Source organism: Serinibacter arcticus (assembly GCF_003121705.1).
GTDB lineage: Bacteria > Actinomycetota > Actinomycetes > Actinomycetales > Beutenbergiaceae > Litorihabitans.
The window spans coordinates 1,666,085-1,692,276 of record NZ_PYHR01000002.1 but is presented as its reverse complement, the minus strand read 5'-3'; the positions used below and the strand labels follow the sequence as shown (position 1 = coordinate 1,692,276).

The 26,192-nt window shown below is 74.3% G+C and carries 30 protein-coding genes; 19 read left to right on the top strand and 11 right to left on the bottom strand.

Annotated features, from left to right (window positions below; all coding sequences use genetic code 11):
- The first annotated feature begins 179 nt into the window (after positions 1 to 179).
- Positions 180 to 278 carry a 30S ribosomal protein bS22 gene (locus C8046_RS07830; protein WP_003792170.1) on the top strand — a complete coding sequence of 33 codons (99 nt, stop codon included), beginning with the start codon at positions 180 to 182 and terminating at the stop codon, positions 276 to 278.
- Positions 279 to 504: 226 nt separating this feature from the next.
- Here the strand turns inward: C8046_RS07830 and C8046_RS07825 are convergent, their stop codons facing one another.
- Positions 505 to 2,055, bottom strand: coding sequence for a helix-turn-helix domain-containing protein (locus C8046_RS07825; protein ID WP_109228953.1), 1,551 nt, complete (start codon positions 2,053 to 2,055; stop codon positions 505 to 507).
- A gap of 173 nt (positions 2,056 to 2,228) precedes the next feature.
- Entirely contained in the window at positions 2,229 to 3,032 is an 804-nt protein-coding gene (locus C8046_RS07820; RefSeq protein ID WP_109228952.1) for an HAD family hydrolase, read from the bottom strand.
- A gap of 102 nt (positions 3,033 to 3,134) precedes the next feature.
- On the opposite strand from C8046_RS07820, the gene C8046_RS07815 reads away from it, so the two are divergent.
- Entirely contained in the window at positions 3,135 to 3,413 is a 279-nt protein-coding gene (locus tag C8046_RS07815) for a glutaredoxin family protein (RefSeq protein ID WP_109230827.1), read from the top strand.
- A 99-nt stretch (positions 3,414 to 3,512) separates the two neighbouring features.
- Here the strand turns inward: C8046_RS07815 and C8046_RS07810 are convergent, their stop codons facing one another.
- Positions 3,513 to 4,043 carry a YceI family protein gene (locus tag C8046_RS07810; RefSeq protein WP_109228951.1) on the bottom strand — a complete coding sequence of 177 codons (531 nt, stop codon included), beginning with the start codon at positions 4,041 to 4,043 and terminating at the stop codon, positions 3,513 to 3,515.
- Between the two features lie 117 nt (positions 4,044 to 4,160).
- On the opposite strand from C8046_RS07810, the gene C8046_RS07805 reads away from it, so the two are divergent.
- The 6 genes from C8046_RS07805 to ccsB are packed head-to-tail and all read left to right on the top strand — an operon-like array spanning position 4,161 to position 9,311.
- The gene (locus C8046_RS07805) at positions 4,161 to 4,667 is read left to right on the top strand and encodes a MarR family winged helix-turn-helix transcriptional regulator (RefSeq protein ID WP_109228950.1); all 507 of its coding nucleotides are present in this window, start codon (positions 4,161 to 4,163) and stop codon (positions 4,665 to 4,667) included.
- Between the two features lie 5 nt (positions 4,668 to 4,672).
- Positions 4,673 to 5,320 (top strand): histidine phosphatase family protein, encoded by a 648-nt coding sequence (locus C8046_RS07800; protein ID WP_109228949.1) that lies wholly within the window; start codon positions 4,673 to 4,675, stop codon positions 5,318 to 5,320.
- Entirely contained in the window at positions 5,313 to 5,909 is a 597-nt protein-coding gene (locus tag C8046_RS07795) for a TlpA family protein disulfide reductase (protein WP_235866223.1), read from the top strand. Before C8046_RS07800 ends, C8046_RS07795 begins: the two co-directional genes overlap by 8 nt.
- Before the next feature lie 6 nt (positions 5,910 to 5,915).
- A complete protein-coding gene (locus C8046_RS07790; protein WP_109228947.1) occupies positions 5,916 to 6,686 on the top strand; it encodes a cytochrome c biogenesis CcdA family protein in 771 nt (256 codons plus the stop codon).
- Positions 6,683 to 8,320 (top strand): cytochrome c biogenesis protein ResB, encoded by a 1,638-nt coding sequence (gene resB, locus C8046_RS07785; protein ID WP_235866222.1) that lies wholly within the window; start codon positions 6,683 to 6,685, stop codon positions 8,318 to 8,320. Before C8046_RS07790 ends, resB begins: the two co-directional genes overlap by 4 nt.
- Positions 8,313 to 9,311: a c-type cytochrome biogenesis protein CcsB gene (gene ccsB / locus C8046_RS07780; RefSeq protein WP_235866220.1), complete on the top strand. Its 999-nt coding sequence runs from the start codon at positions 8,313 to 8,315 to the stop codon at positions 9,309 to 9,311. Before resB ends, ccsB begins: the two co-directional genes overlap by 8 nt.
- 47 nt (positions 9,312 to 9,358) lie before the next feature.
- On the opposite strand, the gene C8046_RS18640 is transcribed toward ccsB, so the two are convergent.
- Positions 9,359 to 9,676 (bottom strand): hypothetical protein, encoded by a 318-nt coding sequence (locus C8046_RS18640; protein WP_199224412.1) that lies wholly within the window; start codon positions 9,674 to 9,676, stop codon positions 9,359 to 9,361.
- Positions 9,677 to 9,753: 77 nt separating this feature from the next.
- On the opposite strand from C8046_RS18640, the gene C8046_RS07770 reads away from it, so the two are divergent.
- Positions 9,754 to 10,005 (top strand): DUF4229 domain-containing protein, encoded by a 252-nt coding sequence (locus C8046_RS07770; RefSeq protein ID WP_109228946.1) that lies wholly within the window; start codon positions 9,754 to 9,756, stop codon positions 10,003 to 10,005.
- Between the two features lie 25 nt (positions 10,006 to 10,030).
- Here the strand turns inward: C8046_RS07770 and C8046_RS07765 are convergent, their stop codons facing one another.
- Positions 10,031 to 10,948 carry a 1,4-dihydroxy-2-naphthoate polyprenyltransferase gene (locus tag C8046_RS07765; RefSeq protein ID WP_109228945.1) on the bottom strand — a complete coding sequence of 306 codons (918 nt, stop codon included), beginning with the start codon at positions 10,946 to 10,948 and terminating at the stop codon, positions 10,031 to 10,033.
- Positions 10,949 to 11,046: 98 nt separating this feature from the next.
- Complete coding sequence (locus C8046_RS07760) at positions 11,047 to 12,189, bottom strand: AMP-binding enzyme (RefSeq protein WP_235866215.1); 1,143 nt, start codon at positions 12,187 to 12,189, stop codon at positions 11,047 to 11,049.
- A gap of 49 nt (positions 12,190 to 12,238) precedes the next feature.
- Between C8046_RS07760 and C8046_RS18070 the strand changes: the two genes are divergently transcribed.
- The 3 genes from C8046_RS18070 to C8046_RS18400 all read left to right on the top strand — a co-directional run bounded on the left by C8046_RS18070 (position 12,239) and on the right by C8046_RS18400 (position 13,630).
- A complete protein-coding gene (locus C8046_RS18070) occupies positions 12,239 to 12,421 on the top strand; it encodes a hypothetical protein (protein ID WP_146197096.1) in 183 nt (60 codons plus the stop codon).
- Positions 12,418 to 13,326 (top strand): DUF3048 domain-containing protein, encoded by a 909-nt coding sequence (locus tag C8046_RS07755; RefSeq protein WP_235866212.1) that lies wholly within the window; start codon positions 12,418 to 12,420, stop codon positions 13,324 to 13,326. Before C8046_RS18070 ends, C8046_RS07755 begins: the two co-directional genes overlap by 4 nt.
- Positions 13,327 to 13,459: 133 nt before the next feature.
- Entirely contained in the window at positions 13,460 to 13,630 is a 171-nt protein-coding gene (locus C8046_RS18400) for a hypothetical protein (RefSeq protein WP_158277165.1), read from the top strand.
- A 47-nt stretch (positions 13,631 to 13,677) separates the two neighbouring features.
- Here the strand turns inward: C8046_RS18400 and C8046_RS07750 are convergent, their stop codons facing one another.
- A complete protein-coding gene (locus tag C8046_RS07750; protein WP_109228942.1) occupies positions 13,678 to 14,661 on the bottom strand; it encodes a 1,4-dihydroxy-2-naphthoyl-CoA synthase in 984 nt (327 codons plus the stop codon).
- Between the two features lie 9 nt (positions 14,662 to 14,670).
- Positions 14,671 to 15,003: a hypothetical protein gene (locus C8046_RS07745; protein ID WP_199224411.1), complete on the bottom strand. Its 333-nt coding sequence runs from the start codon at positions 15,001 to 15,003 to the stop codon at positions 14,671 to 14,673.
- 75 nt (positions 15,004 to 15,078) lie between these two features.
- On the opposite strand from C8046_RS07745, the gene C8046_RS07740 reads away from it, so the two are divergent.
- The 7 genes from C8046_RS07740 to C8046_RS07710 all read left to right on the top strand — a co-directional run bounded on the left by C8046_RS07740 (position 15,079) and on the right by C8046_RS07710 (position 23,896).
- Positions 15,079 to 16,596, top strand: a complete 1,518-nt coding sequence (locus C8046_RS07740) for a hemolysin family protein (protein WP_109228941.1) — start codon at positions 15,079 to 15,081, stop codon at positions 16,594 to 16,596.
- Positions 16,597 to 16,605: 9 nt separating this feature from the next.
- Positions 16,606 to 17,568: an o-succinylbenzoate synthase gene (locus C8046_RS07735; protein ID WP_109228940.1), complete on the top strand. Its 963-nt coding sequence runs from the start codon at positions 16,606 to 16,608 to the stop codon at positions 17,566 to 17,568.
- Positions 17,565 to 19,307, top strand: coding sequence for a 2-succinyl-5-enolpyruvyl-6-hydroxy-3-cyclohexene-1-carboxylic-acid synthase (menD, locus tag C8046_RS07730; protein ID WP_235866210.1), 1,743 nt, complete (start codon positions 17,565 to 17,567; stop codon positions 19,305 to 19,307). Before C8046_RS07735 ends, menD begins: the two co-directional genes overlap by 4 nt.
- Positions 19,308 to 19,408: 101 nt before the next feature.
- Positions 19,409 to 21,031, top strand: coding sequence for a S1C family serine protease (locus C8046_RS07725; protein WP_109228939.1), 1,623 nt, complete (start codon positions 19,409 to 19,411; stop codon positions 21,029 to 21,031).
- A 163-nt stretch (positions 21,032 to 21,194) separates the two neighbouring features.
- Positions 21,195 to 22,313, top strand: coding sequence for a hypothetical protein (locus tag C8046_RS07720; RefSeq protein ID WP_146197095.1), 1,119 nt, complete (start codon positions 21,195 to 21,197; stop codon positions 22,311 to 22,313).
- 20 nt (positions 22,314 to 22,333) lie between these two features.
- Positions 22,334 to 23,464 (top strand): hypothetical protein, encoded by a 1,131-nt coding sequence (locus C8046_RS07715; RefSeq protein WP_146197094.1) that lies wholly within the window; start codon positions 22,334 to 22,336, stop codon positions 23,462 to 23,464.
- Between the two features lie 42 nt (positions 23,465 to 23,506).
- On the top strand, positions 23,507 to 23,896 hold the full coding sequence (locus C8046_RS07710; protein ID WP_109228936.1) for a VOC family protein: 390 nt from the start codon (positions 23,507 to 23,509) through the stop codon (positions 23,894 to 23,896).
- Between the two features lie 7 nt (positions 23,897 to 23,903).
- Here C8046_RS07710 and C8046_RS07705 read toward each other — a convergent pair whose 3' ends face one another.
- The 3 genes from C8046_RS07705 to C8046_RS07695 all read right to left on the bottom strand — a co-directional run bounded on the left by C8046_RS07705 (position 23,904) and on the right by C8046_RS07695 (position 26,028).
- Complete coding sequence (locus C8046_RS07705) at positions 23,904 to 24,791, bottom strand: ATP-grasp domain-containing protein (protein ID WP_109228935.1); 888 nt, start codon at positions 24,789 to 24,791, stop codon at positions 23,904 to 23,906.
- 31 nt (positions 24,792 to 24,822) lie between these two features.
- A complete protein-coding gene (locus C8046_RS07700; RefSeq protein ID WP_109228934.1) occupies positions 24,823 to 25,662 on the bottom strand; it encodes a DUF4184 family protein in 840 nt (279 codons plus the stop codon).
- A gap of 69 nt (positions 25,663 to 25,731) precedes the next feature.
- Positions 25,732 to 26,028 (bottom strand): DUF2277 domain-containing protein, encoded by a 297-nt coding sequence (locus tag C8046_RS07695; protein ID WP_109228933.1) that lies wholly within the window; start codon positions 26,026 to 26,028, stop codon positions 25,732 to 25,734.
- Positions 26,029 to 26,192: the final 164 nt, after the last annotated feature.

Here is a 26,192-nt window from a genome sequence, read left to right as displayed (position 1 = left end):
GTCCGTCAGGATTAGGGCGGGCGTCGGCGGTGGGGCGGCGCAGGGCGGATCGCGTCCGGAGCGGTGGCTGCGACGCGCTAGACTGTCCGGGATTCAGCGCCCGCGGCGCGATGTCTCAGATCCCGGCCACGCCGGATCCGACTCGCTGTGGGATTCCAGACGACATTTGTGAGGTCCCCGTGGGTTCCGTCATCAAGAAGCGCCGCAAGCGGATGGCAAAGAAGAAGCACCGCAAGCTGCTGCGCAAGACGCGTCACCAGCGTCGCAACAAGAAGTGACCGCCGCGGCGCGAGCCGCGTGAGGTAGCCGGAGGCCGTCGTCCCACCAGGGACGGCGGCCTCTCGCGTGCCCTGATGGGGGCGACCCTGTGGTTGGGGCGCGTTGGGTCGGGTGAGTGCGCCCGGATCGCGGGGTGGTGGGGTGTGACGGCGGCGCCCGCAACGCGACGGCGGCCGCCACCCGAGGGTGACGGCCGCCGTCGTGCGCTCCCGGACGGGAGCAGGATCAGTCGCGGAAGGTCTCGATCTGCGCGCCGAGCTCGATGAGCCGGTCGGCGAGCTGCTCGTAGCCGCGCGCGATGATGTCGACGCCGCGGAGCACGCTCGTGCCCTTGGCGGCCATCATCCCGAGCAGGATCACGACGGCGGGGCGCAGGGCCGGCGGGCAGCTGATCTCCGCGCCGGACCAGTGGGTCGGGCCGCTGATGTCGAGACGGTGCGGGTCCAGCAGGCGGACGTCGGCGCCGAGACGCGTGAGGTCCGTCAGGTGGATGGCGCGGTTGTCGTAGACCCAGTCGTGGATCGTCGTCTGGCCGCTGGCTCCCGCCGCGATGACGGCGAAGAACGGCAGGTTGTCGATGTTAAGCCCCGGGAAGGGCATCGGGTGGATCTTGTCGATCGGCGCACGGAGCTGGCTCGGGTAGACCGTGATGTCCACGAGGCGGGTGCGTCCGTTGGTCGCGGTGTACTCCTGCGTCAGCGAGTACTGCAGGCCCATCTCGCTCAGCGTCGCGAGCTCGATCTCCATGAACTCGATCGGCACGCGCGCCACGGTGATCTCGGAGTCGGTCACGATGCCGGCGGTCAGGAGGCTCATCGCCTCGACCGGGTCCTCCGAGACGGCGTACTCCACGTCGGCGTCGATGCGCGAGCGGCCCTTGATCACCAGCGTGGTCGAGCCGATGCCCGTGATCTCCACGCCGAGCAGCTCGAGGTAGAAGCACAGGTCCTGGACCATGTAGTTCGGCGAGGCGTTGCGGATGGTCGTGACGCCGTCACGACCGGCGGCGGCCATGATCGCGTTCTCGGTCACGGTGTCGCCGCGCTCCGTGAGCACGACGGACAGGGGCTCGCCCGAGTCGGGGACGACCGAGGCGTGGTAGGCGCCGGCGTTGGCCACGACGTCCATGCCGAACGGTCGCAGCGCGATCATGTGCGGCTCCACGGTGCGCGTGCCGAGGTTGCAGCCGCCCGCGTAGGGCAGGTCGAACGAGGACTCCTGGCCGAGCAGCGGGCCGAAGAACATGATGATGCTGCGGGTGCGCTTGGCGGCGTCGTCGTCGATCGTCGTGAGGTCGAGGACCTCGGGGCGGACGATCTCGAGGTCGTGACCGTCGGGCGACCACGTCACCTGAACGCCGATGGACTGCAGGACGGCGACGATGCGGTCGACCTCGACGATGCGGGCGACGCCGCGCAGCACCGTGCGACCGCGGTTCAGCAGCGACGCGCACAGCAGGGCGACGGCCGCGTTCTTGGAGGAGTTCACCGTGATCGTGCCGGACAGGCGCTGGCCGCCGGTGACGCGCAGGTGCGTCGGGCGCGGGGACCCGGTCGAGATCGGGAGCAGGTCGGCGTCGAGCGCCGCGTTGATGCGGGCGAGCATGTCGACCGAGAGGTTCTGGCTGCCCTGCTCGATGCGGGCGATCGCGCTCTGGGACGTGCCGAGCCGCTCGGCGAGCTGGGTCTGTGTCAGACCCATGTTCTGGCGGGCTCCCCGGATCAGGGTTCCGATGGCCGCGAGCGGTGTGGTGGCGTCCTCGAGCGTTGTCGTCATGACAGGGGAGCGTATACCTTCCCTGAGATATTCCAAGGCCCTCGAAGCCCGGCGAGCCGTGTTCTTCGCCTCACGCATGCGCCGTGTGATCTATACGACTCGTGAAGGGGAGGTGAAAGGTTCGTCACGTCCGACCCTCCCGCCTCCCTGATCGCCGTCGCGATCCGCGGGGATCACCCCCGCGCGAACCGCCGCACGAGAACGACGAGACCCCACAGGCCGGCGCCCGCGCCCGCCACGACGGCGCCGGAGGTCAGCCCCGAACGGCGGCGGCGGAAGTCGCGTACCGGCCAACGCTCCTCGAGGGCGTGCACGCGCAGGTGCGGCTCGGGGTTGATGGCGCAGGGGAAGCCGACGCTCTGCAGCATCTCGAGGTCGTTGACCGAGTCGCCGTAGGCGGCGCAGTCCTTGAGGTCGGCTCCCGCGCGCTCGGCGAGCTGACGCACGGCCTCGGCCTTGCGCGACCCGTGCATGAGGTCGCCGACGAGCTCGCCGGTGTAGACCCCGTCGCGCGTCTCGGCGACGGTGGCGACGGCGCCGGTCGCGCCGAGGCGGCGCGCCATCAGCTCACCGATCTCGCGCGGGGTCGCGGTGACCAGCCAGACCTGGTGGCCCGCCTCGAGGTGGGCGGAGACGAGGGCGCGCGCGCCGGGGAAGATCCGGCTGTCGAGCACCTGCTCGTAGACCTCCTCGCCGATCTCGACGATCTCGGCCTCGGTGCGGCCGCGGATGACGCCGAGGGCGCGGGAACGGACGGCCGCGACGCGCTGGACGTCCTCGCCGCGCAGGAAGAAGGCGATGGCCTGGCCCGCGAACCAGGCGATGTCGCGACGGCGGAAGAACCGCCGGCGGTACAGCTCCTTCGCGAGGTGGAAGCCGCTCGCGCCGCGGATCAGGGTGTTGTCGACGTCGAAGAAGGCGCAGGCCGGTCGGGTGCTCGCGGACGTGAGCACCGGCAGGGTGGCGAGAGCATCCATCGCGGCCACGATACGCGCCGCCTCCCCGTGGTGGTCGAGCCCGGGTCGCCGTCCGGCGGCGGTGCGCCCCCGGTCCCTGACGGCCTGGCCTACCGTGTCCGCATGGACGAGAGCTCGATCCCCGCACCGGCCCCGCCCGCCACCGACGCCCGCGTGCTCCTGGTGGAGCGCCGCGGGTGCCACCTGTGCGAGGACGCGCACCGCGTGCTCGACGCCGTCACGGCCACCTCGGGCCAGCGGTGGGTCAGCGTCGACGTCGACTCGAGCGACGAGCTGCTGGCCGAGTACGGGGAGCTCGTGCCGGTGGTGCTGGTCGACGGCGTGCCGCGCGGTCACTGGCGGCTGGACGCCGCGGCGGTGCTGGCCGCCCTGCGGGCCTGACCCGCCCGCGCTGCGCGCACCTGACGACACGACAGCGGGGCCCGTCCGGACGGACGGGCCCCGCTGCGTCTCACCCGAGCGGTGCTCGGGGAGGGTGGATCAGGCCTTGGTGGCGGAGATCTCGAGGAAGATCTTCACCTTGTCGCCGAGCAGGAAGCCGCCGGCCTCGAGCGGGGCGTTCCAGGTGATGTTGAAGTCCTCTCGCTTGATCTCCGTGGTGCCGGAGAAGCCGACGCGGGTGGCGCCGTAGGCGTCCACGTTCGTGCCGTTGTACTCGACCTCGATCGAGACCGGCTTGGTGATGCCGTTGATCGTGAGGTCGCCCGCGAGGGTGAACTCGTCGGCGGCACCGGACACCGAGGAGGAGACGAAGGTCCACTCGGGCGTCGTGTCGACGCTGAAGAAGTCGGAGGACTTGAGGTGGCCGTCGCGCTGCGCGTTGCCGGTGTCGACGCTGCTCGCGGCGATCGTGACGGTGGCGCTCGAGGCGGCCAGGTCGTCGGCGACGACGATCTCGCCGGTGAACTCGGTGAAGCGCCCGCGCACCTTGGCGACGCCGGCGTGACGGATGTTGAAGGCGACCTCGGAGTGCGAGGCGTCGATGGCGTAGGTGGCGGCGGGGATGCTCATGCGAGGTCCGATCACTTGACGATTTACTTGAACAATCAATTAGTAGCACAGTTCGGTTGTTGCTACAAGTGACACTCGCCACGTCGGGGGTGCGAGGCCCGCAACTACGCTGTGCGGATGACGGGGGACGAGGACATCTGGCTCGACGAGGAGCAGCAGCGTGACTGGCGCGCCTCGATCGTGGGTATGACCTACCTGCTGGGGGTGGTCTCGCGCGACCTGGAGATCGCCACCGGCCTCTCGATGCCGGAGTACGAGATCCTGGTCCGGCTCAGCGAGGCTCCCGACTGGAGCGTGCGGATGTCCGACCTCGCCGACCAGGTCGCGCACTCGCGCAGCCGCGTGACGCACACGGTCACCCGGCTCGAGGCGGCCGGACTGGTCGAGCGCCGCCCGACGGTCGAGGACAAGCGCGGCATCGCCGCCACCATGACCCGGGACGGCTTCGACCGGCTCCAGGCCGCGGCGCCGTTCCACGTCCGCTCCGTCCGGGCCCGGCTGGTCGACGTCGTGCCGCGCGAGCAGCTGGCCCAGGTCGGCGACGCGATGCGCGCCGTCCTCCTCGCCGCCGGGCTCGACGAGACCCTGCTGGGACCGCACCCCTCCGAGGGTTTGCGAGACTAGGGGGTATGTCGAGAACCACGGTCCACCTGCTCAGGCACGGCGAGGTCGAGAACCCCGACAAGGTTCTCTACGGCCGACTGCCGGGCTACGTGCTCTCCGACCGTGGTCACGCGATGGCCCGGCTCGTCGCGGACGCGTTCCTCGCGGCCGGCGCCGACATCACGCACATCGTCTCCTCCCCGCTCGAGCGGGCGCAGCAGACCGCCGCGCCGCTCGCCGCCGGGCTGCAGCTCGACGTCACGATCGACGAGCGCCTCCTCGAGGCCGAGAACGTGCTGGAGGGCCGTCAGGTCGCCGGGGGCGGCTGGCGGGCGCTCGCGACGCCGTCGTCGGCGCGCCACCTCTACAACCCGTTCCGCCCGTCCTGGGGCGAGCCGTTCGCGCAGCAGCGCGACCGCATGTTCGAGGCGATCGCCGCGGCCCGCGAGGCCGCCGAGGGTCACGAGGCCGTCCTCGTCTCCCACCAGTCGCCCATCTGGGCCGTGCGCCGCGCGCTCCAGAACAAGCCGCTCTGGCACGACCCGCGCTCGCGCGAGTGCTCGCTGGCGTCGGTGACGTCGCTCACGTTCGACGGCCCGACGCTCGTCGGGCACGACTACACCGAGCCGGCCGCCTCGCTGCTCCCCGGCGCCTCGGGGGTGGCCGGTGCGTAGGTGGACGACGGCGACGCGCACCGTCGCGGTGCTCGCCTCGCTCGCCGTCGGGAGCCTCGCGCTGAGCGCGTGCACGCCCGGCGACGACACCGACCCGACCGTGGCCGAGCAGGGCTACCAGGAGGGCAACGGCGCGTTCACGACGTGGGCGCCCGCCGAGCGCCCCGACGCCCCTGACATCACCGGCGTCGACTTCGCCGGGAACGCGATCGACCTCGCCGACTGGCGCGGCGACGTCGTCGTCCTCAACTTCTGGTACGCCGCCTGTCCGCCGTGCCGCGCCGAGGCGCCCGACCTGGCGGAGATCTCGGTCGACTACGCGGACCGAGGCGTCCAGCTGCTCGGGATCAACGGCACGGACGACGCCGCGACGGCCGACGCCTTCGCCACGACGTACGGCATCACCTACCCGAGCCTGGACGATCACGACGCCGGGGCGGTGGCGGCGCTCGAGGGTCTCGTGCCGCTGCGCGCCATGCCGACCACCGTGGTGCTCGACCGCGACGGCCGACCGGCCGCCCGCATCGTGGGTCTCGCGACCGGCACGACGCTGCGCGGTCTCGTCGACGACGTCCTGGCCGAGGGCTGAGCGTTCGTGGATCTCGGTTCCCTCGCGCAGTCCTTCCAGGAGACGGTCCTGTCCGGACCGCTCCTGCTCGCCCTTCCGGTCGCGCTGATCGCCGGCTTCGTCTCGTTCGCCTCGCCCTGCGTGCTCCCGCTCGTGCCCGGCTACCTCGGCTTCCTCGGAGGCATGACGGGCGCCGACCTCGCCGAGACGACAGGGAGGCAGAAGGGCCGGCTGCTCGCCGGCGTGCTCCTGTTCATCGGGGGCTTCACGCTCGTCTTCGTGGCCTTCACGCTCGTCTTCGTGACGCTCGGGGCCCGGTTCGTGCCCTACCAGGACGTCACGCTGCGCGTGCTCGGCGTCGTCGTCATCCTCATGGGGCTGTCGTTCGCGGGCTGGCTGCCGTTCCTGCAGAACGAGCGGCGGCTGCACCTCGCGCCCCGCGCGTCCCTCGCGGGGGCCGGCCTCCTGGGCATCACCTTCGGCTTCGGCTGGGCGCCGTGCATCGGCCCGACGCTGGCCGCCATCTCCGTCCTCGCGCTGCCCACCGGGTCACCCGGTCGAGGCGCGCTGCTCGCCGTCGTCTACTGCCTCGGGCTCGGCCTGCCCTTCCTGCTCATCGCGCTCGCGTTCCGCCGGTCGGCGCGCACGGTGGGCTTCCTCAAGCGACACCGCGTCGCCATCATGCGAACGGGAGGCATCATGCTCGTCCTGCTCGGGCTCGCGCTCGTCTCCGGGCTGTGGATCCAGCTGTCCCAGACGCTCCAGGGCTGGGCCGACCAGTACGTGGCCGTCCTGTGAGCGCCGGGTACCGCCCCGAGGGGCTCGTCGGCGGCGACGACGACCAGCGCGACCGCGGACCGGCCGCGGGCGGCGCGGCGTCGGGCCCCCCGGTCCGCTTCGGCGTCGTGGCCTGGCTGCGCTGGACCTGGCGCCAGCTCACCTCGATGCGTGTTGCGCTCCTGCTCCTGCTGCTGCTCGCCGTCGCGGCGCTGCCCGGCACGCTGTTCCCGCAGCGCCCGCAGGACCCGGCCCGGGTCGCGCAGTACTACACCGACCACCCGGACCTCGCGCCCGTGCTCGAGCGCTGGGGCCTGTTCGACGTCTTCGCCTCGCCGTGGTTCTCGGCCGTCTACCTGCTGCTGTTCATCAGCCTCGTGGGCTGCATCGTGCCGCGCACGCTGGAGCACGTCCGGGCGCTGCGCAAGCCGCCGCCCGCCGCCCCGAGCCGGTTCGCCCGGTTCCCCGTCAGGGACGCGTTCGCCACGCCGCTGGCCCACGACGCCGCGGTGGACGCCGCCGCCGGCGCCCTCAAGGGCTATCGCGTACGACGGACCGACGGGCCCGTGACGACGCTGTCGGGCGAACGCGGCTACACCCGCGAGACCGGCAACATCGTCTTCCACCTCTCGCTCGTCGGCCTGCTCGTGGCCGTCGGGTACGGCACGTTCGTGCACTACCGCGGCCAGGTGATCGTCGTGGAGGGCGACACCTTCGCGAACTCGCAGGTCGCCTACGACTCCTTCGAGGCGGGGGCCTGGTTCGACGAGTCGGGGCTCGACCCGTTCCGGATGCGGCTGGACGGGTTCTCCTCCGAGTTCGACGAGACCGGTCAGGCGGCGGACTTCCGCGCCGAGGTCACGGTCACCGAACCGGGGACCGAGGCGCGGCCGGAGCTCATCCGGGTCAACCACCCGCTGCGCACGGGCGGCGCGAGCGTCTACCTCATGGGCAACGGCTTCGCGCCGAACGTCACGGTGCGCGACGGCGAGGGGAACGTCGCGTTCTCGCAGGCGGTCCCGTTCGTGGCCGTCAACCAGCTCACCTACGACTCCCGCGGCGTCATCAAGGTCCCCGACACCCAGACGCAGGACCAGATCGGGCTCAACGGCTCGTTCCTGCCGACGGGCGTGGTCGACGAGGACGGCAACGCGTACTCGGTCTCCCCGGTGCCGCACGATCCGGTGCTCGTGCTCGACGTCTGGTACGGCAACCTCGGGCTCGACGACGGGGTGCCGCAGAACGTCTACCAGCTCGACACCACCGCGATGACCCAGGTGATGACGACGGGGGCCGACGGCGAGGAGCCCTACCGCGTCGTCGTCCGCCCGGGGGAGACCGTCGACCTGCCCGAGGGGCTCGGCACGATCACGTTCGAGTCGCTGCCGCGCTACGTCGGGCTCGACCTGCGCTACGACCCGACCCTCCCGTGGGTGCTGACGTTCTCGCTGCTGGCGATCACCGGCCTGGCGGCCTCCCTGTTCCTCCCGCGGCGACGGGTGTTCGTGAGGGTCGGGACCGACGACGACGGACGTACAGTGGTCACTGCCGCCGCGCTCGCCCGCGGTGACGACCCCGGGCTCGAACGCGAGCTGGAGCGCGTGCTGCGGCCCGTGCGTGGGACGGCGAAGGACGAAGGAGAACCCCGTGGGTGACATCGGGCAGATCAGCCTGTACCTCGTGACGGCCGCGATGACCGCCTACCTGGTCGCGACCATCGCGTTCGCGACAGACTTCTCGCGCCTGGCGGCCGACCGCCCCGCTCGCACGAAGGAACGGCGGCTCGCGACCGTCGGGGCGCCGTCCTCCGTCGAGGACGCCGTCTCCGCCGACGTCCCGGTCGACACCGAGGTGCCCGATCCGCGCGGTCCCGCCACGGAGGCCGAGCAGCTCCCGCAGCGCCGCAAGGCCGCCGGCATCGGGATGTCGACGTTCACCGTCGCCACGCTGCTGCTGCTCGCCGGCGTGGTCACCCGCGGCGTGGCCGCCGGTCGGGTCCCGTGGGCCAACATGTACGAGTTCACGATGGTCTCGGTGCTGGTCGCCTCGGCTCTCTTCCTCGGCCTCAACCGCCGGCGCGACCTGCGGTTCCTCGGCACGTTCATCGCACTGTTCGCGGTGGCGGCGATCACGCTCGCCCTCGTCGAGCTGTACACCGACCCCAACGCCGTCCAGCCCGCGCTGCAGAGCTACTGGCTCGTCATCCACGTGTCGATCGCCGCGAGCTCCATGGGGGTGTTCGGGACGGCGGCCGTCGTCTCGGGCCTGCAGCTCGCGAAGGACCGGGCCGTCACGAAGGGCGGCGCTCAGCGCCGGATCCTCGCCCAGCTCCCGCCCGCCATCGACCTCGAGCGCCTCGCCTTCCGCATCAACGCCGTCGGCTTCGTGCTGTGGACCTTCGTGCTCATCACCGGGGCCATCTGGGCCGAGCACTCCTGGGGCCGCTACTGGGGCTGGGACGCGAAGGAGACCTGGAGCTTCATCATCTGGGTCGTGTACGCCGCGTACCTGCACGCTCGCGCCACCCGGGGCTGGGAGGGTCGCCGCGCCGCCTGGTTCTCCGTGGCGGGCTTCATCTCGATCCTCGTGAACTACTACGTGGTGAACCTGTTCGTGAACTCGCTGCACAGCTACGCGGGGGTCTGACCGCGACGCTCGAGAACGCGTGAGCCCGCCGCGGTGCGGGCCCCGACTCAGTCGGGGGTGGAGGAGTCGTCGCTCTCGGGCTTCGGCTCCTTCTTCTCGTTCTCCCCGGCGTCCTTCGTCGCATCGCCGTCCTGCGGGGCCGCGTCGTCGCCGGTCGCGGCCTCGCGACGGCGACGCTCCTGCTCCTCCTGGCGGCGCCGCTCGCGCAGCTGCCGGTCGAGCTGGGCCAGGAACTGCGGGTCGTCGTCCGGGGCGGGTCGGGCGGTGGCGCGAGAGGCGCGCTGCTCGCGCAGACGCATCGACAGCCACACCAGTCCGTAGATCACGAGGCCGGCGAGCACGACGAACAGCAGGAGACGAGGCATCCTTCGATGCTACGACGACCTCGTCGTGACTCCGTGCCCGGCTCCGGACGGCCCCCGGCACGAACTACCCTGGAGGCGTGCCCCTGCTCCGCTACTCGCTCCTGCGCCTCGGCGTCCTGCTCGCGTCCTTCGGCCTGTTCTACCTCGTCGGGATGCGCGGCTGGCCGTGGCTGATCGTCAGCGTCATCGTCGCCGCCGCCGTCAGCTACCTCACGATGCGTGGCCAGCGGAACGCCGCGGTGGACTCGCTCGCCTCCCGTGCCGCTCGCGTCGACCAGCCCAAGGGTGAGGACGAGGAGGCCGAGGACCGGGCGCTCGACGGGAAGTAGCTCCCGTCCGGCCCTCCCGCGAGGGTCAGAGCGTGAGGCCCCCGGCCGGCCCGCTCCACCACAGCCCGAGCGCGAACGCCACCGCGACGCCCAGCTCGAGCAGCCCCGTGTCGCGCAGCACCCCGATGAGGTCCCGACCTGACGCCCCCCGCAGCACGATCAGCGACAGTGCGATCGCGATCGGCAGCGTGGTGAGGACCAGCAGCGGTGCGAGCGCCAGCGGGAACGCCCCGGCCGCCGTCGCCGCCGCGATCCCTGCGGCCACGTACGGCACCGCCAGCATGACGGCGTAGCAGATCCGCGCGCGACGCTCACCGAGGCGGACGGCGAGCGTGCGCTTCCCGGCGGGGCCGTCGGTGTGGACGTCGCGCAGGTTGTTGGCCATGAGGATCGCGCAGGCGATCGAACCGACGGCCACGGCGGCCCACCAGGCGCCGACGCTCACGGTGCCGGCCTGTGCGAACGTCGTTCCCGCCGTCGCGACGAGGCCGAAGAAGACGAAGACCATGACCTCGCCGAGCCCGAGGTAGCCGTACGGCTTCGAGCCGCCCGTGTACCCCCAGGCCGCGACCAGGCAGACCGCGCCGACCGCGAGCAGCCACCAGTGCCCGGTCCAGGCGCACAGCGCGAGACCGGCGACGCCGCCCACCGCGCCGGCCAGCAGCGCGGCGCGCTTCACGGCGGCGGGCGTGGCGGCACCGGAGCCGACCAGGCGCATCGGGCCGGTGCGGACGTCGTCGGTGCCGCGGACGCCGTCCGAGTAGTCGTTGGCGTAGTTGACGGCCACCTGGAGCGCGATCGCCAGGACCGCGCACAGCAGGGCCGCGACGCCGTCAAACGCCCCGAGACCGGCCGCGGCCCCTGTCCCGGCGAGGACGGGGGCGACGGCGGCGGGCAGCGTGCGGGGGCGGGCGCCCTCGACCCACTGGGCTCGGGTGGTCATGGCGGGTCGTGCTCCTCGCGTGGGGGTCGGCGCCGGATCGTCCGCGGCGCCACCCGACCCTAACGCTCGCGGACGGGGCGGACCGGGCGGACCGGGCCTCAGTCCGGCGGCGCGAGCAGGCGCGCGACGGCGACGCGGTCGGGCTTGCCCGGACCGCGCAGCGGCAGCTCGGGGACCAGCACGACGCGTCGCGGCACCCACGGGCCGCCGAGCGCGTCCCGCACACCGGCCCGGACGGCGACGACGAGCGCGTCCTCGTCCGCGGCGCCCGGGCCGGGCACGATCGCGGCGGCGACCAGCTGACCCCACTCGGGGTCGGGGACGCCGACGACGCAGACCTCCGCCACGCCGTCGACCGCGAGGGCGGCGGCCTCGACGTCGGCCGGGTCGACGTTGACCCCGCCGGTGAGCACCACGTCGTCGGCCCGGCCCAGCACCCGCAGCACGGCACCGTCCCAGGTGCCGCGGTCCGCCGTCGTGAGCTCCGGCGCGATCGGCGTGAGGCCATCCGCCGTGACGTACCCCAGCGCGAGCTGCGGGCCCGCGAGGACGATGCGGCCGCCGTCGTCGATCCGCACCGTGACGCCGGACAGCGGGACGCCGTCGTACACGCAGCCGCCGCTCGTCTCGGTCATGCCGTAGGTGGTGACGACGGCGATCCCGGCGGCGCGCGCCTGCTCCAGGAGCGGGGCGGGGGTGGCGGCGCCGCCGACGAGGACCGCGTCGAACGCGGCGGCGGCGGCCGTGGCCCCGGGGTCGTCGAGCACCCGGCGCAGCTGCGTGGGCACCAGGGAGGTGTAGGCACGGGCCCCGGCCGGATCGTCGGTGCGCAGAGCCGCGAGGTGGCGCTCGGCGTCGTCGGCGAAGGTCGCGGGACGGAACGGGCCGGGGGTCGCCGTCGTGAGCCGGGTGCCGGCGACGAGGGTGCGGGCCGCGACCATGACGCCGGCCACGTGGTGGGCCGGGAGGGTGAGCAGCCAGCCGCCGGGGCCGCCGAGGCGCTCGTGGGTCGCGACGGCGGAGGCGCGGACCGCGTCGGCCGTCAGGGCGACCAGGCGCGGGGTACCCGACGTCGAGCCCGAGGTGCCCAGCACGAGCGCCGCCCCCGCGGGGACGTGGGGGCGCGTCCGGCCGTCGGGGAGGTCGGGCGTCAGCACGACGGCGGGGCCACCGGTCAGCGCGCGAGCCAGCGCCTCGTGCAGGGACGAGGACGGCGGCGCGGGCTCGGGGTTGGGTGGCACGCCCGCCAGCCTAGGAGCCGCGCGGGAGAGCGCGTGGCACAGTGTCGCCATGCGTCAGAACCGCGTCAGCGCTCGCCGTCGTCCTACCGCGCTCCGGGCCCTGGGTCTGCTGCTCACGGTCGGGCTGCTCGCGGCCTGCGCCGGTGAGCCCGAGGTCGTGCAGCCCACCGACCCCCGACCACGATCGAGCCGGACGTCACCGTCGACAAGGTCGCCCCGCCCGAGCCCGTGATCCCGCCGACCTGGCCGCTGACCGGCGTCTCCGGGGCGCCCGAGGTGCGCCCCGCCGTCGCCGTGAAGATCGAGAACTCGAGCGAGTCCCGGCCGCAGACGGGGCTCGACGCCGCCGACGTGGTCTGGGAGGAGATGGTCGAGGGCGGCATCACGCGCTTCAACGCGGTCTACCACTCGCAGGTCCCCGAGACGGTCGGCCCGATCCGCTCGGTGCGCCCGATGGACGCCGGGATCGCCGCGCCGCTGCACGGACTCCTGGTGTTCTCCGGAGGGCAGCCGCAGTTCGTCGCCTCGATGCGGGCGGCCGGGCTGCAGGTGCTCAGCTTCGACGAGGGTGCGGCTGGGATGTACCGCTCCAGCGAGCGCCGGGCGCCCCACAACGTCTACGGCACGATGGCCGACTTCCTCGCCGCGGCGAGCCCCGACCGGATCTCCCCGCCGCCCGCGCAGTTCGCGTTCGCCCCGACGGCGGCCGAGGCCACGGCGGCGACGGCCGGGACGCCGGCCTCGCGCGTCGATGCGACCTTCCCGTCGGCGTCGCCGAGCTGGGACTGGGACGCGGACTCGGGGCGCTGGCTGCGCAACGAGGGGAACGCCCCTGCCGTCACGGCCGCGGGGGACCGCCTCGGGGCGACCAACGTCGTCGTGATGCGCGTCGAGGTGCGCGACTCCGGCGCGCTCGACCCGGCCGGCAACACCGTGCCCGAGACCGTCATGGTGGGCAGCGGCGAGGTCTGGGTGGTCAGCGGCGGCGCCGCCGTCCCGGGGACGTGGAGCAAGGCCGGTGACGCCGAGCCCGTGGTGCTCACCGGGGCCGACGGCGCCCCCATCCTGCTCGCGCCGGGCACCACCTGGGTGGAGCTGGTGCCGAGCTCCGGTCGCTCCGGGGTCGCCATCTCCTGACCCCTCTCGGGGTGCCCGGCCCCGGCCGTCATCCCTGGGGATGACCGACCCCTCCGCCCGGGGTCGAGATCCCCGCGCACAGCAGGGTCGGTGGGGTGATGCCGCGCGACCGCGGCGCGGCCACGCTGGAGGCATGACCTCCTCGCTGTCCTCGCCCCGGACCCGCCCGACCCGTCGGGACTGGGTCTCCACCCTCGTCCCGGCCGCCATCGCCCTGCTCGTGGTGACCGGTCTCATCCTCGCCGGCGCCGCGATCGCCAGCCGCGGCGTCGCTCTCGTCGGTGGGCTGATCAGCGGCGGCTGAGCCGCCCCCCGATCGTCCCGCTCACCCGGCTTGACCCGGCCCCGCCCTCAGAAGTAGTGCGGGAACCCCGACCAGTCGGGGTCGCGCCGCTCGAGGAACGCGTCGCGCCCCTCGGCCGCCTCGTCCGTCATGTAGGCCAGCCGCGTCGCCTCTCCGGCGAAGACCTGCTGACCCGCGAGGCCGTCGTCGGCCAGGTTGAAGGAGTACTTCAGCATCCGGATCGCCTGCGGCGACTTGGTCGCGATCGTCGCCGCGTACTCCAGCGCCACGTCCTCGAGCCGCGCGTGGTCCACGGCCTCGTTGATCGCGCCCCACCGCTCGGCGTCCTCGGCGGAGTACCGCCGGGCCAGGAAGAAGATCTCGCGGGCGCGCTTCTGACCCACCTGCCGTGCCAGCAGCGCGGAGCCGTACCCGGCGTCGAACGACCCGACGTTGGCGTCGGTCTGCATGAAGGCGGCGTGCTCGCGCGACGCGATCGCGAGGTCGGCGACCACGAACAGCGAGTGGCCGCCCCCGGCCGCCCAGCCGTTCACGACGGCGATGACCACCTTGGGCATGGTCCGCATCAGGCGCTGCACCTCGAGGATGTGCAGCCGCCCGGCCCGCGCCGGGTCGACCGACTCGCGCGTCTCGCCGGTGGGGGTCCCGTCCTCGCCCTCCACCGCGTACCGGTAGCCGTCCCTGCCCCGCACGCGCTGGTCGCCGCCGGAGCAGAAGGCGTACCCGCCGTCCTTCGGGCTCGGGCCGTTGCCGGTGAGGAGGACGGTGCCGACGTCGCCCGTCATCCGCGCGTGATCGAGCACCCGGTAGAGCTCGTCGACGGTGTGCGGACGGAAGGCGTTGCGGACCTCGGGCCGGTCGAACGCGATGCGGACGACGGGGAGGTCGCGCACGACCGTCGCGCCGTCCTCGTCCACGGTGCGCTCCACGCCCCGGTGGTAGGTGACGTCCGTGAGGTCGAAGCCCTCCACCACGCGCCAGCGGCGCGGGTCGAACGTGTCGGAGACCGGGGCGGGGAGGCTGTCGCTCATGCCGCCAGCCTAGGAGAGCGTGTCGCCGGCCGATCCGAGCCGCGCGGCGCCGGGGCCCCGCAGGGCGCCGTCGGGCACGGGCCGACCCGAGACGGCGAGCAGGAGGTCGAGCGCCGACCCGTGGACGAGCGGGCCGGTCCCGACGTCGAGCGCGGCGTCGTCGGTCACCACCCGCAGGCCGCGGACCCGGTCGCGGCCCCCGCCCGTCGATCCCGAGGTGCGCAGCTGCAGGGTCAGCGCGCCCGTGACCGACGCGGCGGGGTAGCGGCCGACGTCGTGCACGTCCCAGCCCGGGCAGAGCGACGACGCGCCCTGCCGGGAGTTGCAGCGGAACGCCTCCATGCCGTTGCATGGACGGATGGATGATTGTCGAAGTCCCGAGCCCAGGTCCACCCGTCGCGCCGAGGCCATCGCCTGATGGACGGCCAGACCTGGGGAAACATCGCGCTCGTCCTCATCTTCATCCTCGTCGGCGGCGTCTTCGCCGGTACCGAGCTGGCCCTCGTCTCGCTCCGGGACAGCCAGGTCGACCAGATCGCCAAGAAGGGCCGCCGCGGCCGTCGTGTCGCCGAGGTGGCCCGCGACCCCAACCGCTTCCTCGCCGCCGTCCAGATCGGGGTGACGGTCGCCGGATTCTTCTCCGCCGCCTACGGCGCCTCGACCATCGCCCCGGACATCGCCCCGCTGTTCGTCTCCTGGGGGCTGTCGGAGCAGGTCGCCGCGAACGTCGCCCTCGTGGCGATGACCCTCGTGATCGCCTACCTGTCGCTCGTGCTCGGCGAGCTCGTGCCGAAGCGCCTCGCGCTGCAGCGGTCCTCGCAGCTGGCGCTCGCCGTCGCGCCCCCGCTCGACACGTTCGCGTCGCTGATGCGGCCCTTCATCTGGCTGCTGTCGCGGTCGACGAACGCCGTCGTCCGGCTGCTCGGCGGCGACCCGAACCAGTCCGGCGAGCAGATGAGCGACGAGGAGCTGCGGGACCTCGTCGTGGCCCACGAGGGCCTGCCCGACGTCGAGCGCGCGATCCTGCGCGACGTGTTCGAGGCCGCCGACCGCACGCTGGTCGAGGTGATGCGTCCGCGCCACGACGTCGTCTTCCTCGAGGCCGACATGTCCATCGCCGAGGCGATCGCGCACGTCGCGCAGGAGCCGTACTCGCGCTACCCGGTCAAGGACGGCGACGTCGACTCGATCCTCGGGTTCGTCCACGTCCGTGACCTGTTCCTGGCGGGGGTGGACCCGGCCTCGCCGTCGCTCGAGGCGGCCCGCCACAGCGGTGACGACGACGCCGGGGCCGACCTGGTCGACGACGTCCCCGGCGAGCCCGCCAGCAGCATCCGCGACCTCACCCGCCGCATCCTCGTGCTGCCCGGCTCGAACGTGCTCCTGCCCTCCATGTCCGTGATGCGCCGCGAGCGCCTCCACATGGCCGTCGTCATCGACGAGTACGGCGGCACGGACGGCATCGTGACGCTCGAGGACCTCGTGGAGGAGCTCGTCGGCGAGATCCACGACGAGCACGACGCCGTGGCCCGCGAGCACCGCCCCGACCCCGACGGTCCGGTCGTCGTGCCCGGCGGTCTCACCATCGAGGACGCCACGGAGCGCACGGGCGTCCCGCTGCCCGACGGCGGCTACGAGACGGTCGGGGGTCTCGTGCTCGACCTGCTCGACCGCACGGCGCGCATCGGCGACAGCGTGCTCGTGGTGGGCGAGGTCGACGCGGACGAGGAGTCCGACGCACAGGCCCCGGCCGGCCACCGGCTCACGGTGCTCGAGGTCGACGGCCACCGCATCGTCTCGGTCCGGATCGAGCCGGCGACGGCGGAGCCCGAGATCGCCGCCGAGGAGGCAGGGGACCCGCCCACGCGCGGGCTCGAGACGGCCGGGCCGGCCGGATCGGCCGGGTCGAGTGGGCCGACGGGGCCGCAGTCGTAGGCTGACGCGGTGCCCGTCAGCCAGCTCCCCGGTCCGCTCGTCTACGCCACCCCGCTGCGGACGCGGTTCCGCAACCTCGACGTGCGCGACGGCGTCCTGATCCGCGGCGACTCGGGCTGGGGCGAGTTCTCGCCGTTCTGGGACTACGACGACGCGGAGTCCGCCGCCTGGTTGCGCGCCGCGCGCGAGAGCGCCGACCGCGGCTGGCCGACGCCGGTGCGGACGCGGGTGCCGGTGAACGTGACGATCCCCGCGGTCGGACCGGACGTCGCCCGCTCCCTGGTCCTGGGCTCCGGCGGCTGCACGACGGCGAAGGTCAAGGTCGCGCAGGCCGGCCAGAGCGTGGACGAGGAGATCGCGCGGCTCGAGGCCGTCCGCGACGCGCTCGGCCCGACGGGCCGGATCCGGGTCGACGCGAACGCCGCGTGGGACCTGGACGAGGCGCTGCGGCGGCTGCCGCTGCTCGACCGCGCCGCAGGCGGTCTGGAGTACGCCGAGCAGCCGTGCCCCGACGTCGCGGACCTGGCGGCGCTCCGCCGTCGTCAGTCCGTCCCGATCGCCGCCGACGAGTCGATCAGGCGGGCCGCCGATCCACTCGCGGTCCGGCGGGCGGAGGCGGCCGACGTCGTCGTGCTCAAGGTGCAGCCGCTCGGCGGCGTGCGAGCCTGCCTCGAGCTGGCCGAGGCCGTGGGGCTGCCGGTGGTCGTGTCCTCCGCGCTCGAGTCGTCGGTGGGCATCGCCGCCGGGTTGGCGCTCGCGGGGGCGTTGCCCGAGCTGCCGTACGCCTGCGGGCTGGCCACGGTCCACCTGCTCGAGCGCGACGCCGTCGCCACGCCGCTGCTGCCCGAGGGCGGCACGATGCCGGTGCTGCGCGCCGACGAGCTGTCGCCCCTGGCCGACGGCGGCGCCGGTGCGACGACGACGGAGCGCTGGCTCGAGCGCCTGGCGCGCGTCGCGGAGGTGGCCGCGTGAGCGCCGGGGCCGCCGTGATCGCCGAGGCCGACCTCCCCGAGGCCCAGCAGCTGGCCCGGGCCGTGGTCCGCGCGCTCGTGGGGTGCGGGGTGCGCGACGTCGTGCTCGCGCCGGGCTCGCGCAGCGCACCGCTGGCCTACGCGCTGGTGGACGCCGAGGCGGCCGATGTGCTGCGGCTGCACGTCGTGATCGACGAGCGGTCCGCCGGCTTCGTGGCGCTCGGCCTCGCGGCCGGCTCGGAGCGACCGGTCGCGGTCGTGGTGACGTCGGGCTCCGCCGTCGCCAACCTCCACCCCGCCGTCGTCGAGGCGGGGCACCAGCGGGTGCCGCTGGTGGTCGTCAGCTGCGACCGGCCGGCCGAGCTGGTCAGGCGCGGCGCGAGCCAGACGACCGAGCACGTCGGCATGTTCGGCGAGGGTCACGGGATCTCGCGGCCGCGCGCGACGGCGGAGGTCGACGAGGCCTACCAGGCGGCCACCGAGGTGGCCCGTCTCGTGCGCGCGTCGGTCGGGTCGGCGCGGCGCGCGGACCCGCCGGCAGGTCCCGGGATCGGCCCGGTGCACCTGAATGTGGTGCTCGCCGACCCCCTGGTGCCGGCGCCGGGAGCGCCGCCCCTCGACCTCGAGCAGGGGCGGGTGCCCGGGGGCTGGTCCTCGTCGGTCCCGACCCCGCTCGAGCGCGGTCCGCGCACCGTGCTCCTCCTCGCCGACGGCGCGGGTCGGCTCGGTCAGCGCCTCGCCGCCGCCGGCCGCTGGCCGGTGCTGGCCGAACCGTCCGCCGGCATCGCCGGTGAGGCGGCAGCGGCCACGCTGGGTGCGACGCCGGCGCTCCTCGACGCCCTCGGCTCGGAGATCGATCGGGTCGTCGTCGCCGGCCGGCCCACGCTGTCGCGCCAGGTCACGGCCCTGCTGGCGCGCGACGACGTCGAGGTGGTGGTGCTCGATCCCCCCGGGCGACCGTGGCTCGACGTGCCCGGGGCCCGTCACGTGTCGGCCGCCGAGGTGGTGGAGGACGACGACGCGCCGCCCGGGCCCGACGACGCCGGGTGGTCGGAGGCCTGGGAGGCCGCGCACCGCGCCGTGGCCGCCGAGCTCGACGACGCCGTGGTCGCCGCGAGGTCCGGGGCCGAGCCGCTGTCCGGCGACGTCGTCGCCCGGGCCCTGACGCTGCGGGTGGCGGCCGATGCGGGGCTCCTCGTCGCCGGGGCGTCGATGGCGATCCGTCACCTCGACCTCGCCGGCGTGCCCGGGGCCGCCGTCGTCGCGAGCCGCGGGGTGGCCGGGATCGACGGGACGGTGAGCACCGCCGTCGGGCGCGCGCTGGCCTGGGAGGGCGACGGGTCGGTGCGGGCGCTGCTCGGTGACCTCACCTTCCAGCACGACGTCGGGGGACTGGCGCGGGGGAGGCTCGAGCGCGAGGTGGACGTCCAGGTCGTCGTGCTCGCCGACGACGGCGGCTCGATCTTCGCCACGCTCGAGCACGGCCGGCCCGAGCACGCCGCCGCGCACGAGCGCGTGTTCGCGACGCCGCAGGCCGTCGATCTCGGGTCGCTCGCGCGGGGCGCGGGGGCGAGCCACGCCGTCGTCACGGATCTCGCGGGCCTCGAGGGCGCGCTCGCCGCACCGGTGCGAGGGCGGTCCGTGGTGGAGGTGCGGCTGCCGCGCGAGGGTGCGGCGCCCCGCCGTCGTGCGCTGCACGCGCGCCTGGTCGCCGCGGCGCGCGAGGCCGTCGGGGGCTGAGGGCCCCGCGTCCAGGAGGTTCACAGGTTCCGTCCAGGGCCCCGTCAGGTCCGCGAGGTTGACTGCTTCCCAGACGCAGGAGACCCACGACGGAGGACGACATGGACGAGCGCCACCCCACGCAGCCGCAGCCCGAGGAGACGGGCCGGCTCGACCGGTCCGACGGCGTCGCCTCCGCCGGGCCCGCCGGTCAGCAGCCGCCGAGCTTCCCGCCGGCGCAGCAGCCGGTCGTGCCCGTCGCGCCGACCGCCCCGCAGCCCGTCGTCCCCGCCGGCCAGGACTCCGGTCACGTCTTCGGCTTCGGCTGGGAGCGCCCGTCGGTGCAGCAGTCGGCGCCGCAGCAGGCCGCGGAGCACCAGGCCGCGGCGCACCACGCCGCCGCACCCCAGCACCAGCAGCCCTACCCGGGCTACGCCAGCACGGCGGCCGGCCCCGGTGGCCCGGTGAACGGCTCGCCGTTCGTGGCTCCGGCCCCCGCTCCCGCCGCCGAGCCGCGTCGTCGTCGCCAGTGGCCCGCCGTCGTCACGGCCTCGCTGCTCGCCGCGGTCCTCGCGTCAGGCGGGACGGCGCTCGCGACCGGTGCGTTCGAGCAGGAGTCCAGCAACTCGGCCTACGCCGACCTCGGCACGACGACGCCGGTGGCCGCGTCCTCGGCCACGGACGTGGAGTGGCAGGCACTCGCCAGCCAGGTGCGGGACTCGGTCGTCGCGATCTCCGTGACGACCGCCAACGGGTCCGGTGCGGGCTCGGGCGTCGTGATCGACGCCGAGAACGGCTATGTCGTGACGAACAACCACGTCGTGGGCGGCGCGACGAACGGCGGCATCGCCGTCACGCTGGCCGACGGTCGCATCATCGAGGCGAGCATCGTCGGCACGGACGCGACGACCGACATCGCCGTGATCCAGCTGGCCGACGTGCCCGCCGACCTGAAGGCCTCGCCCTGGGGCGACTCCTCCGACGTGCTCGTCGGCCAGGACGTGATGGCGGTCGGCAACCCGCTCGGACTCGCGAGCACCGTCACGACCGGCATCGTCTCGGCCATCGACCGCCCCGTCTCCACGTCCGGCGACGACGCGAGCAGCGCCGTGGTGACCAACGCGATCCAGATCGACGCCGCGATCAACCCGGGCAACTCCGGCGGCCCGCTGTTCAACACGGCCGGCGAGGTCGTGGGGATCAACTCCTCGATCGCGACGACGTCGGAGGCCGCCGGCAGCATCGGCCTCGGGTTCGCGATCCCGTCGTCCCAGGCGCGGAGCGTCGCCGAGCAGCTCGTCGAGGACGGCGTCGCGGAGCACGCCTACCTCGGCGTGACGCTCTCCGACGCCACCGCGACGGCCGACGGCGTGACCCGCGCCGGCGCCAAGGTCGAGTCCGTCTCCTCCGACACCCCGGCGTCGGAGGCCGGGCTCCGAGCGGGGGACGTGATCGTCGGGATCAACGCCAAGGCCGTCGGCGGTGCCGAGGCCCTCACCGGCTTCGTCCGCCAGTACGTCGCCGGCGACGAGGTCACCCTCACGGTGGTCCGCGGGGGCGAGGCGATCGACGTCAACGTGACGCTCGCCGTCCGTCCCGAGACCGCGACGCCGGCCCCGAACCAGGAGACGCCCGAGGGTGGCTCCGGCTCGGACGGCTCCGGCACCCCCAGCCTTCCCGACGGCAGCCAGCTGCCCCAGTTCCCCGGTTCGCCCTGGGGCGACGGCAGCGACGGGAACGGCTGACCCACGAACCGCGGAGCGACGGGGGTCAGACCGTCAGCTCCGCCTGCGGGTCGCGCGCGGTCAGGCGCGCGGCCATCCCGAGGCCCGGACGTCGGTGGACCCCTCACCGCCGATGTCCGGGCCTCGCTCCGTCCTGGGGAGGCGCTCTGTCTAGGCTGGCGTCATGCCCGAGCTGCCCCCGTCCTACCCGTTCCGGGCGGGCGCGGGCTTCGGTGGCGCCGGGGCTCCGGGGGCTGACGGGGTCGACGGAGCGGCTCGGAGGGCGGCCCAGGCGGGCCGGCGACCCGCCCCGGGGGTCGATCCCGGTCCGGTGACCGCTGCGGCTGCGGCTGCTGCGCCCCCTCCGGCGTCCCCCGCGGCCGACCCGGCCGACCTGGCCCGAGCGGCGCGGGAGGAGGCGCTGGCCGTGTTCACCTCGAGGCCGTGGCCCGTCGTCGTCGGTCTCGCTCTCGTCGGACTGTCGGGGCTCGTCCTCGCGCCGCTCGTCGACTCCCCGGGATCGCGCGCGATGGGCCTCGTGCTGGCGTCGCTGACGCTCGTGAGGATCCTGGTCGCGATCCGGGCCTGGCGACGCGACGTCGCGCTCGTGCCGCGGCTCCGGGCGCGCCCGGTCGCCCCCAGCAGCACGCGACCCACGGCATGGAGCGGGGCGGTCGTGGCGCTGCTCGGCACGGTCGCGCTGGTCGCAGGGATCGCCGTCCCCGCCGTCGCCGTGCTGGTGGCGTCGCCGTTGCTCCTGGCGGCCCTCGCGATGCTCCGCCCCCGACCCGTCCACGTCGCGATCGAGCCCGACGGCGTCGTGATCGCCCGGCGCGGGGACCTGCGCGAGGAGTGGTGGACCTCCGTCCACCTGCGCCCGCCCGCGAGGTCGGGACGCCGCCAGGGGGTGAGGCTGTCGATCGTCGGTGACCCCGCCGTCGTCGTCCTCACGCCCGCGATGCTCGACGCGGTGGGGGACGCCGTCCACCAGGCGTGGTTGCTCGCCGCGCCGCAGCGACTGGCGGGGCGGGAGATCCTGAGCTTCGGCGCCGTCCGGCTCTCGGAGGACAGGCTCGGGCGCGGTGAACGATGGCTCCCGCTCGCCGACCTGTCGAAGATCACGGCCGAGGGCCACCGTGTGCGCTTCTCGACGCGCTGGGCCGAGAGCATCGCCGTCCCCGCCTCCGAGATCGCCAACGCCGAGGTGCTCGACCAGCTGCTGATCGAGCGGACCGGTCTGGGACTCCCCTCCGGGTCGAGGCCGTCGGCCTGGGGATCGCCGACGACGGGTCCCGCGCGGTGAGCGGCGGCACGCGGCCGGGGATGTCGGACGAGCCGGGGCGGGCGCAGCGCGAGGCGATCGCAGTCGTCACGTCCGTGCCGGTCGCGGCGCTGACCACGCTGGGCGTCGTCGCTGTCCTGGCGGTGCTCGGGCTGCTCGGGCTCGTCGACCGGCAGCCGCAGCCGTTCTGCCAGGGCGAGGCGATGGCGCCGGGCGACACGTGCGGCCGGCGCGGGCGACGCTCGGTCCGCACGTTCCAGGTGAGCTACGAGCGGGTGCTCGACGAGGCGACGGGCACCCTGCTGGCCCAGCGGTGGTGCCTCGCCGCCGTCGTCGTCATGGCCGTCGTGGCGATCGCCTCGATCGCGGTGGCGCGACGGCGCGACCGTCGCCTGGTGCTGGACCTCGCCGGCCCTGGCCCGACCTACGCGCACGCGTCGCGCACGGCCTGGCGCGGCGTCGCCAGCGTCCTCGGCGGGTCCGCCCTGGTCGCCGTCACGGTCGGTCTGGGGCTCCGGATCGCCATCGGCGGTCAGGTCGCGCAGACGGTCGGCTGGTCGATCGCCGTGCTCGGCACGCTCGCCGCGCTGGTGCTCGTGTGGCGGGGACGCTCGCGCGGGAGCGAGTACGTCGGGATCTACCGGGAGGGGGTGCGGCTGGCCCGGCGCGGTCAGGTGCGCGACGTCCCTTGGCTCGCCGTCCACCACTTCCCCGGCAGCTCGGCGACCACCTCGCGCCTGGCGGTGATCGGCGAGACCGGGACGGTGTCGCTGGGCGGGGCGACCGGGGGCGAGGTCGGAGTCGCGGTGTGGCAGACGTGGACCTCCACCGCGCTGGCGCGGTTGGCCGCCGGCGAGCGGCTGGACTTCGGCCCGCTCGTGCTGACGGGGCAGGAGCTCCTCGTCGGCGGAGAGGCGGTGGCGCTGCTCGAGCTGGGGTCGCTCCACCCCGTCACGCGTCGCAAGGAGCCGGTCGCCCTGCAGGTCACGACCCGGACCGGGGCGGTGGTGGGCGACGTCGTGCTGGCCCAGGTCCCGAACCTCGCCGTGCTCGACACGGTGCTGGGCTGGCTCGTGAAGGTGCGGGTGACCGGGGTGGGAGGGGTGCCGTACACCGGTGGGTCATCGACCGGTGTGCCGCCGACGGGTGTGCCGCCGACGCGAGCGGAGTAGCCTCGGCGCCACCATCACCACCGGCGATCGAGGGAGACGACCATGGCTGGGATCCGCAAGGGCTGGGCGGGTTTCGCCGCCCCCGACCTCGACGCCGCTGAGGTGTTCTACCGCGACGTCCTCGGCATCACCGTGTCCCGCGACCACGACATGGGGATGCTCACGCTCCATCTCGACGGCGAGGTGTCGATCTACGTCAAGCCCGACCACGAGCCCGCGGTGTTCACCGTGCTCACGCTGGCGGTGGCCGATCTCGACGCCGCCGTCGACGAGATCGTCGGTCGCGGTGGGAGCTTCGCGCGCTACGACGGGTTCGAGCAGGACGAGCGCGGCATCGCGCGCGGGCCGGTCGGACCGGTGATCGCGTGGACCGCCGATCCGGCCGGGAACATCGTCGGGATCATCGAGGACTCCGAGGCCGACGCGGGCTGATCGCGCGTCAGGCGCCCGCGAGGACCGCGCGCACGACGTCGAGCATCGCCTCGGGCGCGAGGGACGTCGGCCGGTCGCTCACCTGGCCGTCGCCGATCTCCACGACCCGCCAGACGCCGTCGGACCGCCTGGCGAGGTCGACCGTGACGAACGGGAGCCCGAGCGCCGCGACCGTCGGCGCGAGCGCGGCGACGGCGGCGGCCGCCTCGGCCGAGCGGTCCACCTGCGGGGTGTCGGGGTGCGCGCCGGTGGTGACGCAGCGGCCGTGGGCCCACCACGTGCGCACCTCGTCGGGCTCCAGCTCCTCGAACCGGCGCAGCACGAGACCGCCGACGAAGGCGTCGTCGCGCAGCTCGAGGAAGCGCGAGGCGACGTTCCAGGCGGCGTCGGCGTCGGCCGCGTCCGGGACGTAGGCGGCCTCGACCCAGTGGTGCTTCATCGACTTCGTCCAGTCGCGCAGGACGGCGGGACCCGGCCCGAGCCGGCGCGCGGCGGCCTCGAAGGCCTCGCGCCCCGGCCCGACGGTCCACTCGCTCGCGGGCGTGTGCTCCCGGATCGCGTCGTACCAGCCGGGCAGCTCGTGCGCGCGGGCGAAGGCGACCGGGCTCGTGACGAGGATGACGCCGCGGTCCGCGAGAGCGGCGGCGGTGGCCGCGTAGCGGTCGGACGTGAGCATCCAGCCCCGGTAGACCGCCCGACGAGGGGTGTCCGCCACGTTCGCCGGGACGGTGCGGACGCCGTCGAGCTCGCCGTCCGGGCGCGCGAGCGCGTCGTGATCCACGAGCGCGACGGCGAGTCCGGCCTCGCGCGCCGCGAGCGTCTCGGCGGCGAAGTGCTCGTCCGGGCGGCGCGGGTTCAGCACGTCGGACGGGATCAGGAGCAGCGGCTCGGTCATGCGTTCAGGGTGCGGCCCCGGGTGCGGGGGATCAAGGGGATTCTGGGGCGGGCGTCGTGGCCGGGTCGGGGGGCGGGCCGGCCGAGGCGCGGGTGAGGTGCCAGCCGAGGGAGGTGACGACGACGACGGCGACGACGCCGACCACCGCCGTCGTCGAGGCGACGTAGGCGAGTCGCCACAGCGGCCCGCCGGTGGCGACACCGGCGCCGGCCGCGACGACGAGTGAGGCGAGCACGCCGGCGACGGCGAGGCGGCGCCACCAGCGGGCGCGGTGGCGGGAGGTGGTGCGGGTGTCGTTGGCGCTGGCGCTGGAGCTGGAGCTGGTGAGTGTGCGGCGGGGGAGGCGGGCGAACCAGATCGCGATGACGACGAGGCCGAGCACGCTCGAGCCGTCCTGCAGCCAGGTGTACAGCGACGTGCCGCCGACCCGGGTGGTGAGCCAGCCGACCGCGTCGACGCCCCAGCGTCCGTGGTGGGTGAAGGCGTCCCAGACGACGTGGGTGAGGACGCCGAGCGCGAGCGCGGCGACCGTGAGGGCGAGGCGGGCGACGGGGGAGGCGGCGGTGGCGGCGGTGGTCGTGCGAGTGCGGCCGGGGTGGTGGGAGGCGGCGGGGTAGCGGGAGGCGAGGGCGACGGGGGAGAGGTCGGAGGCGGCCGGTGCCACGAGGAACCGCCAGCACGCCCAGACGAGGCCGGCCAGCGCCGTCGTGACGGGGAGCCACGCGAGCGAGTGGGTGATCTCGTACAGCGGGGCGACGGGGACGAAGAGCCGGAGGTCCGGGGTCATCGCTCCGACCGCGACGGCGCTGGCGGGCAGGGCCGTCCGGCGCAGCGGGATCGCGACGACGGCGTGGCTGACGGTGAACGGCACGTCCTCGACGCTACGTCGTGGATGTTGCCGCGCCGGGTGCGGCGTGTGTCGGTGAGGTGAGCGTCGGCGTCAGCCGGCGGCGGCCTCGGACTTCGCGGCCTCGCGGGCGGCGATCCGCGCCTGCACCTCGGGGCGGCGCAGCGGGGGAAGCACGGTCGCGGGCTTCTGGCGCTCGGGCAGCTCGTCGAGGAGGTCCCGGGTGAGGTCGGCGACCGCCGCGACGGTGCGCTCGAACGCCTCCGCGGTGACCTTGGACGGGTGCGTGATCCCGGTGACCTTCCTGACGTACTGGCGGGCGGCGGCCTCGACCTCGTCGTCGGTGGCTGGCGGCTCGAGGCCTCGGAGGAGGGTGACGTTGCGGCACATGCCAGCAGGGTCCGCCCGACGGTGAGGCTGGGTCAAGGGAGCGAGGGCCGGACCAGCGTGCTCAGCGCGGCGCGGGTGCGGCGGACGTGTCCACAGATGTCGTCGAGGCGCCCTGGATGTCACTGATCGACGCTACTCTTTGTACAGACGTTCGAATCAGGGCG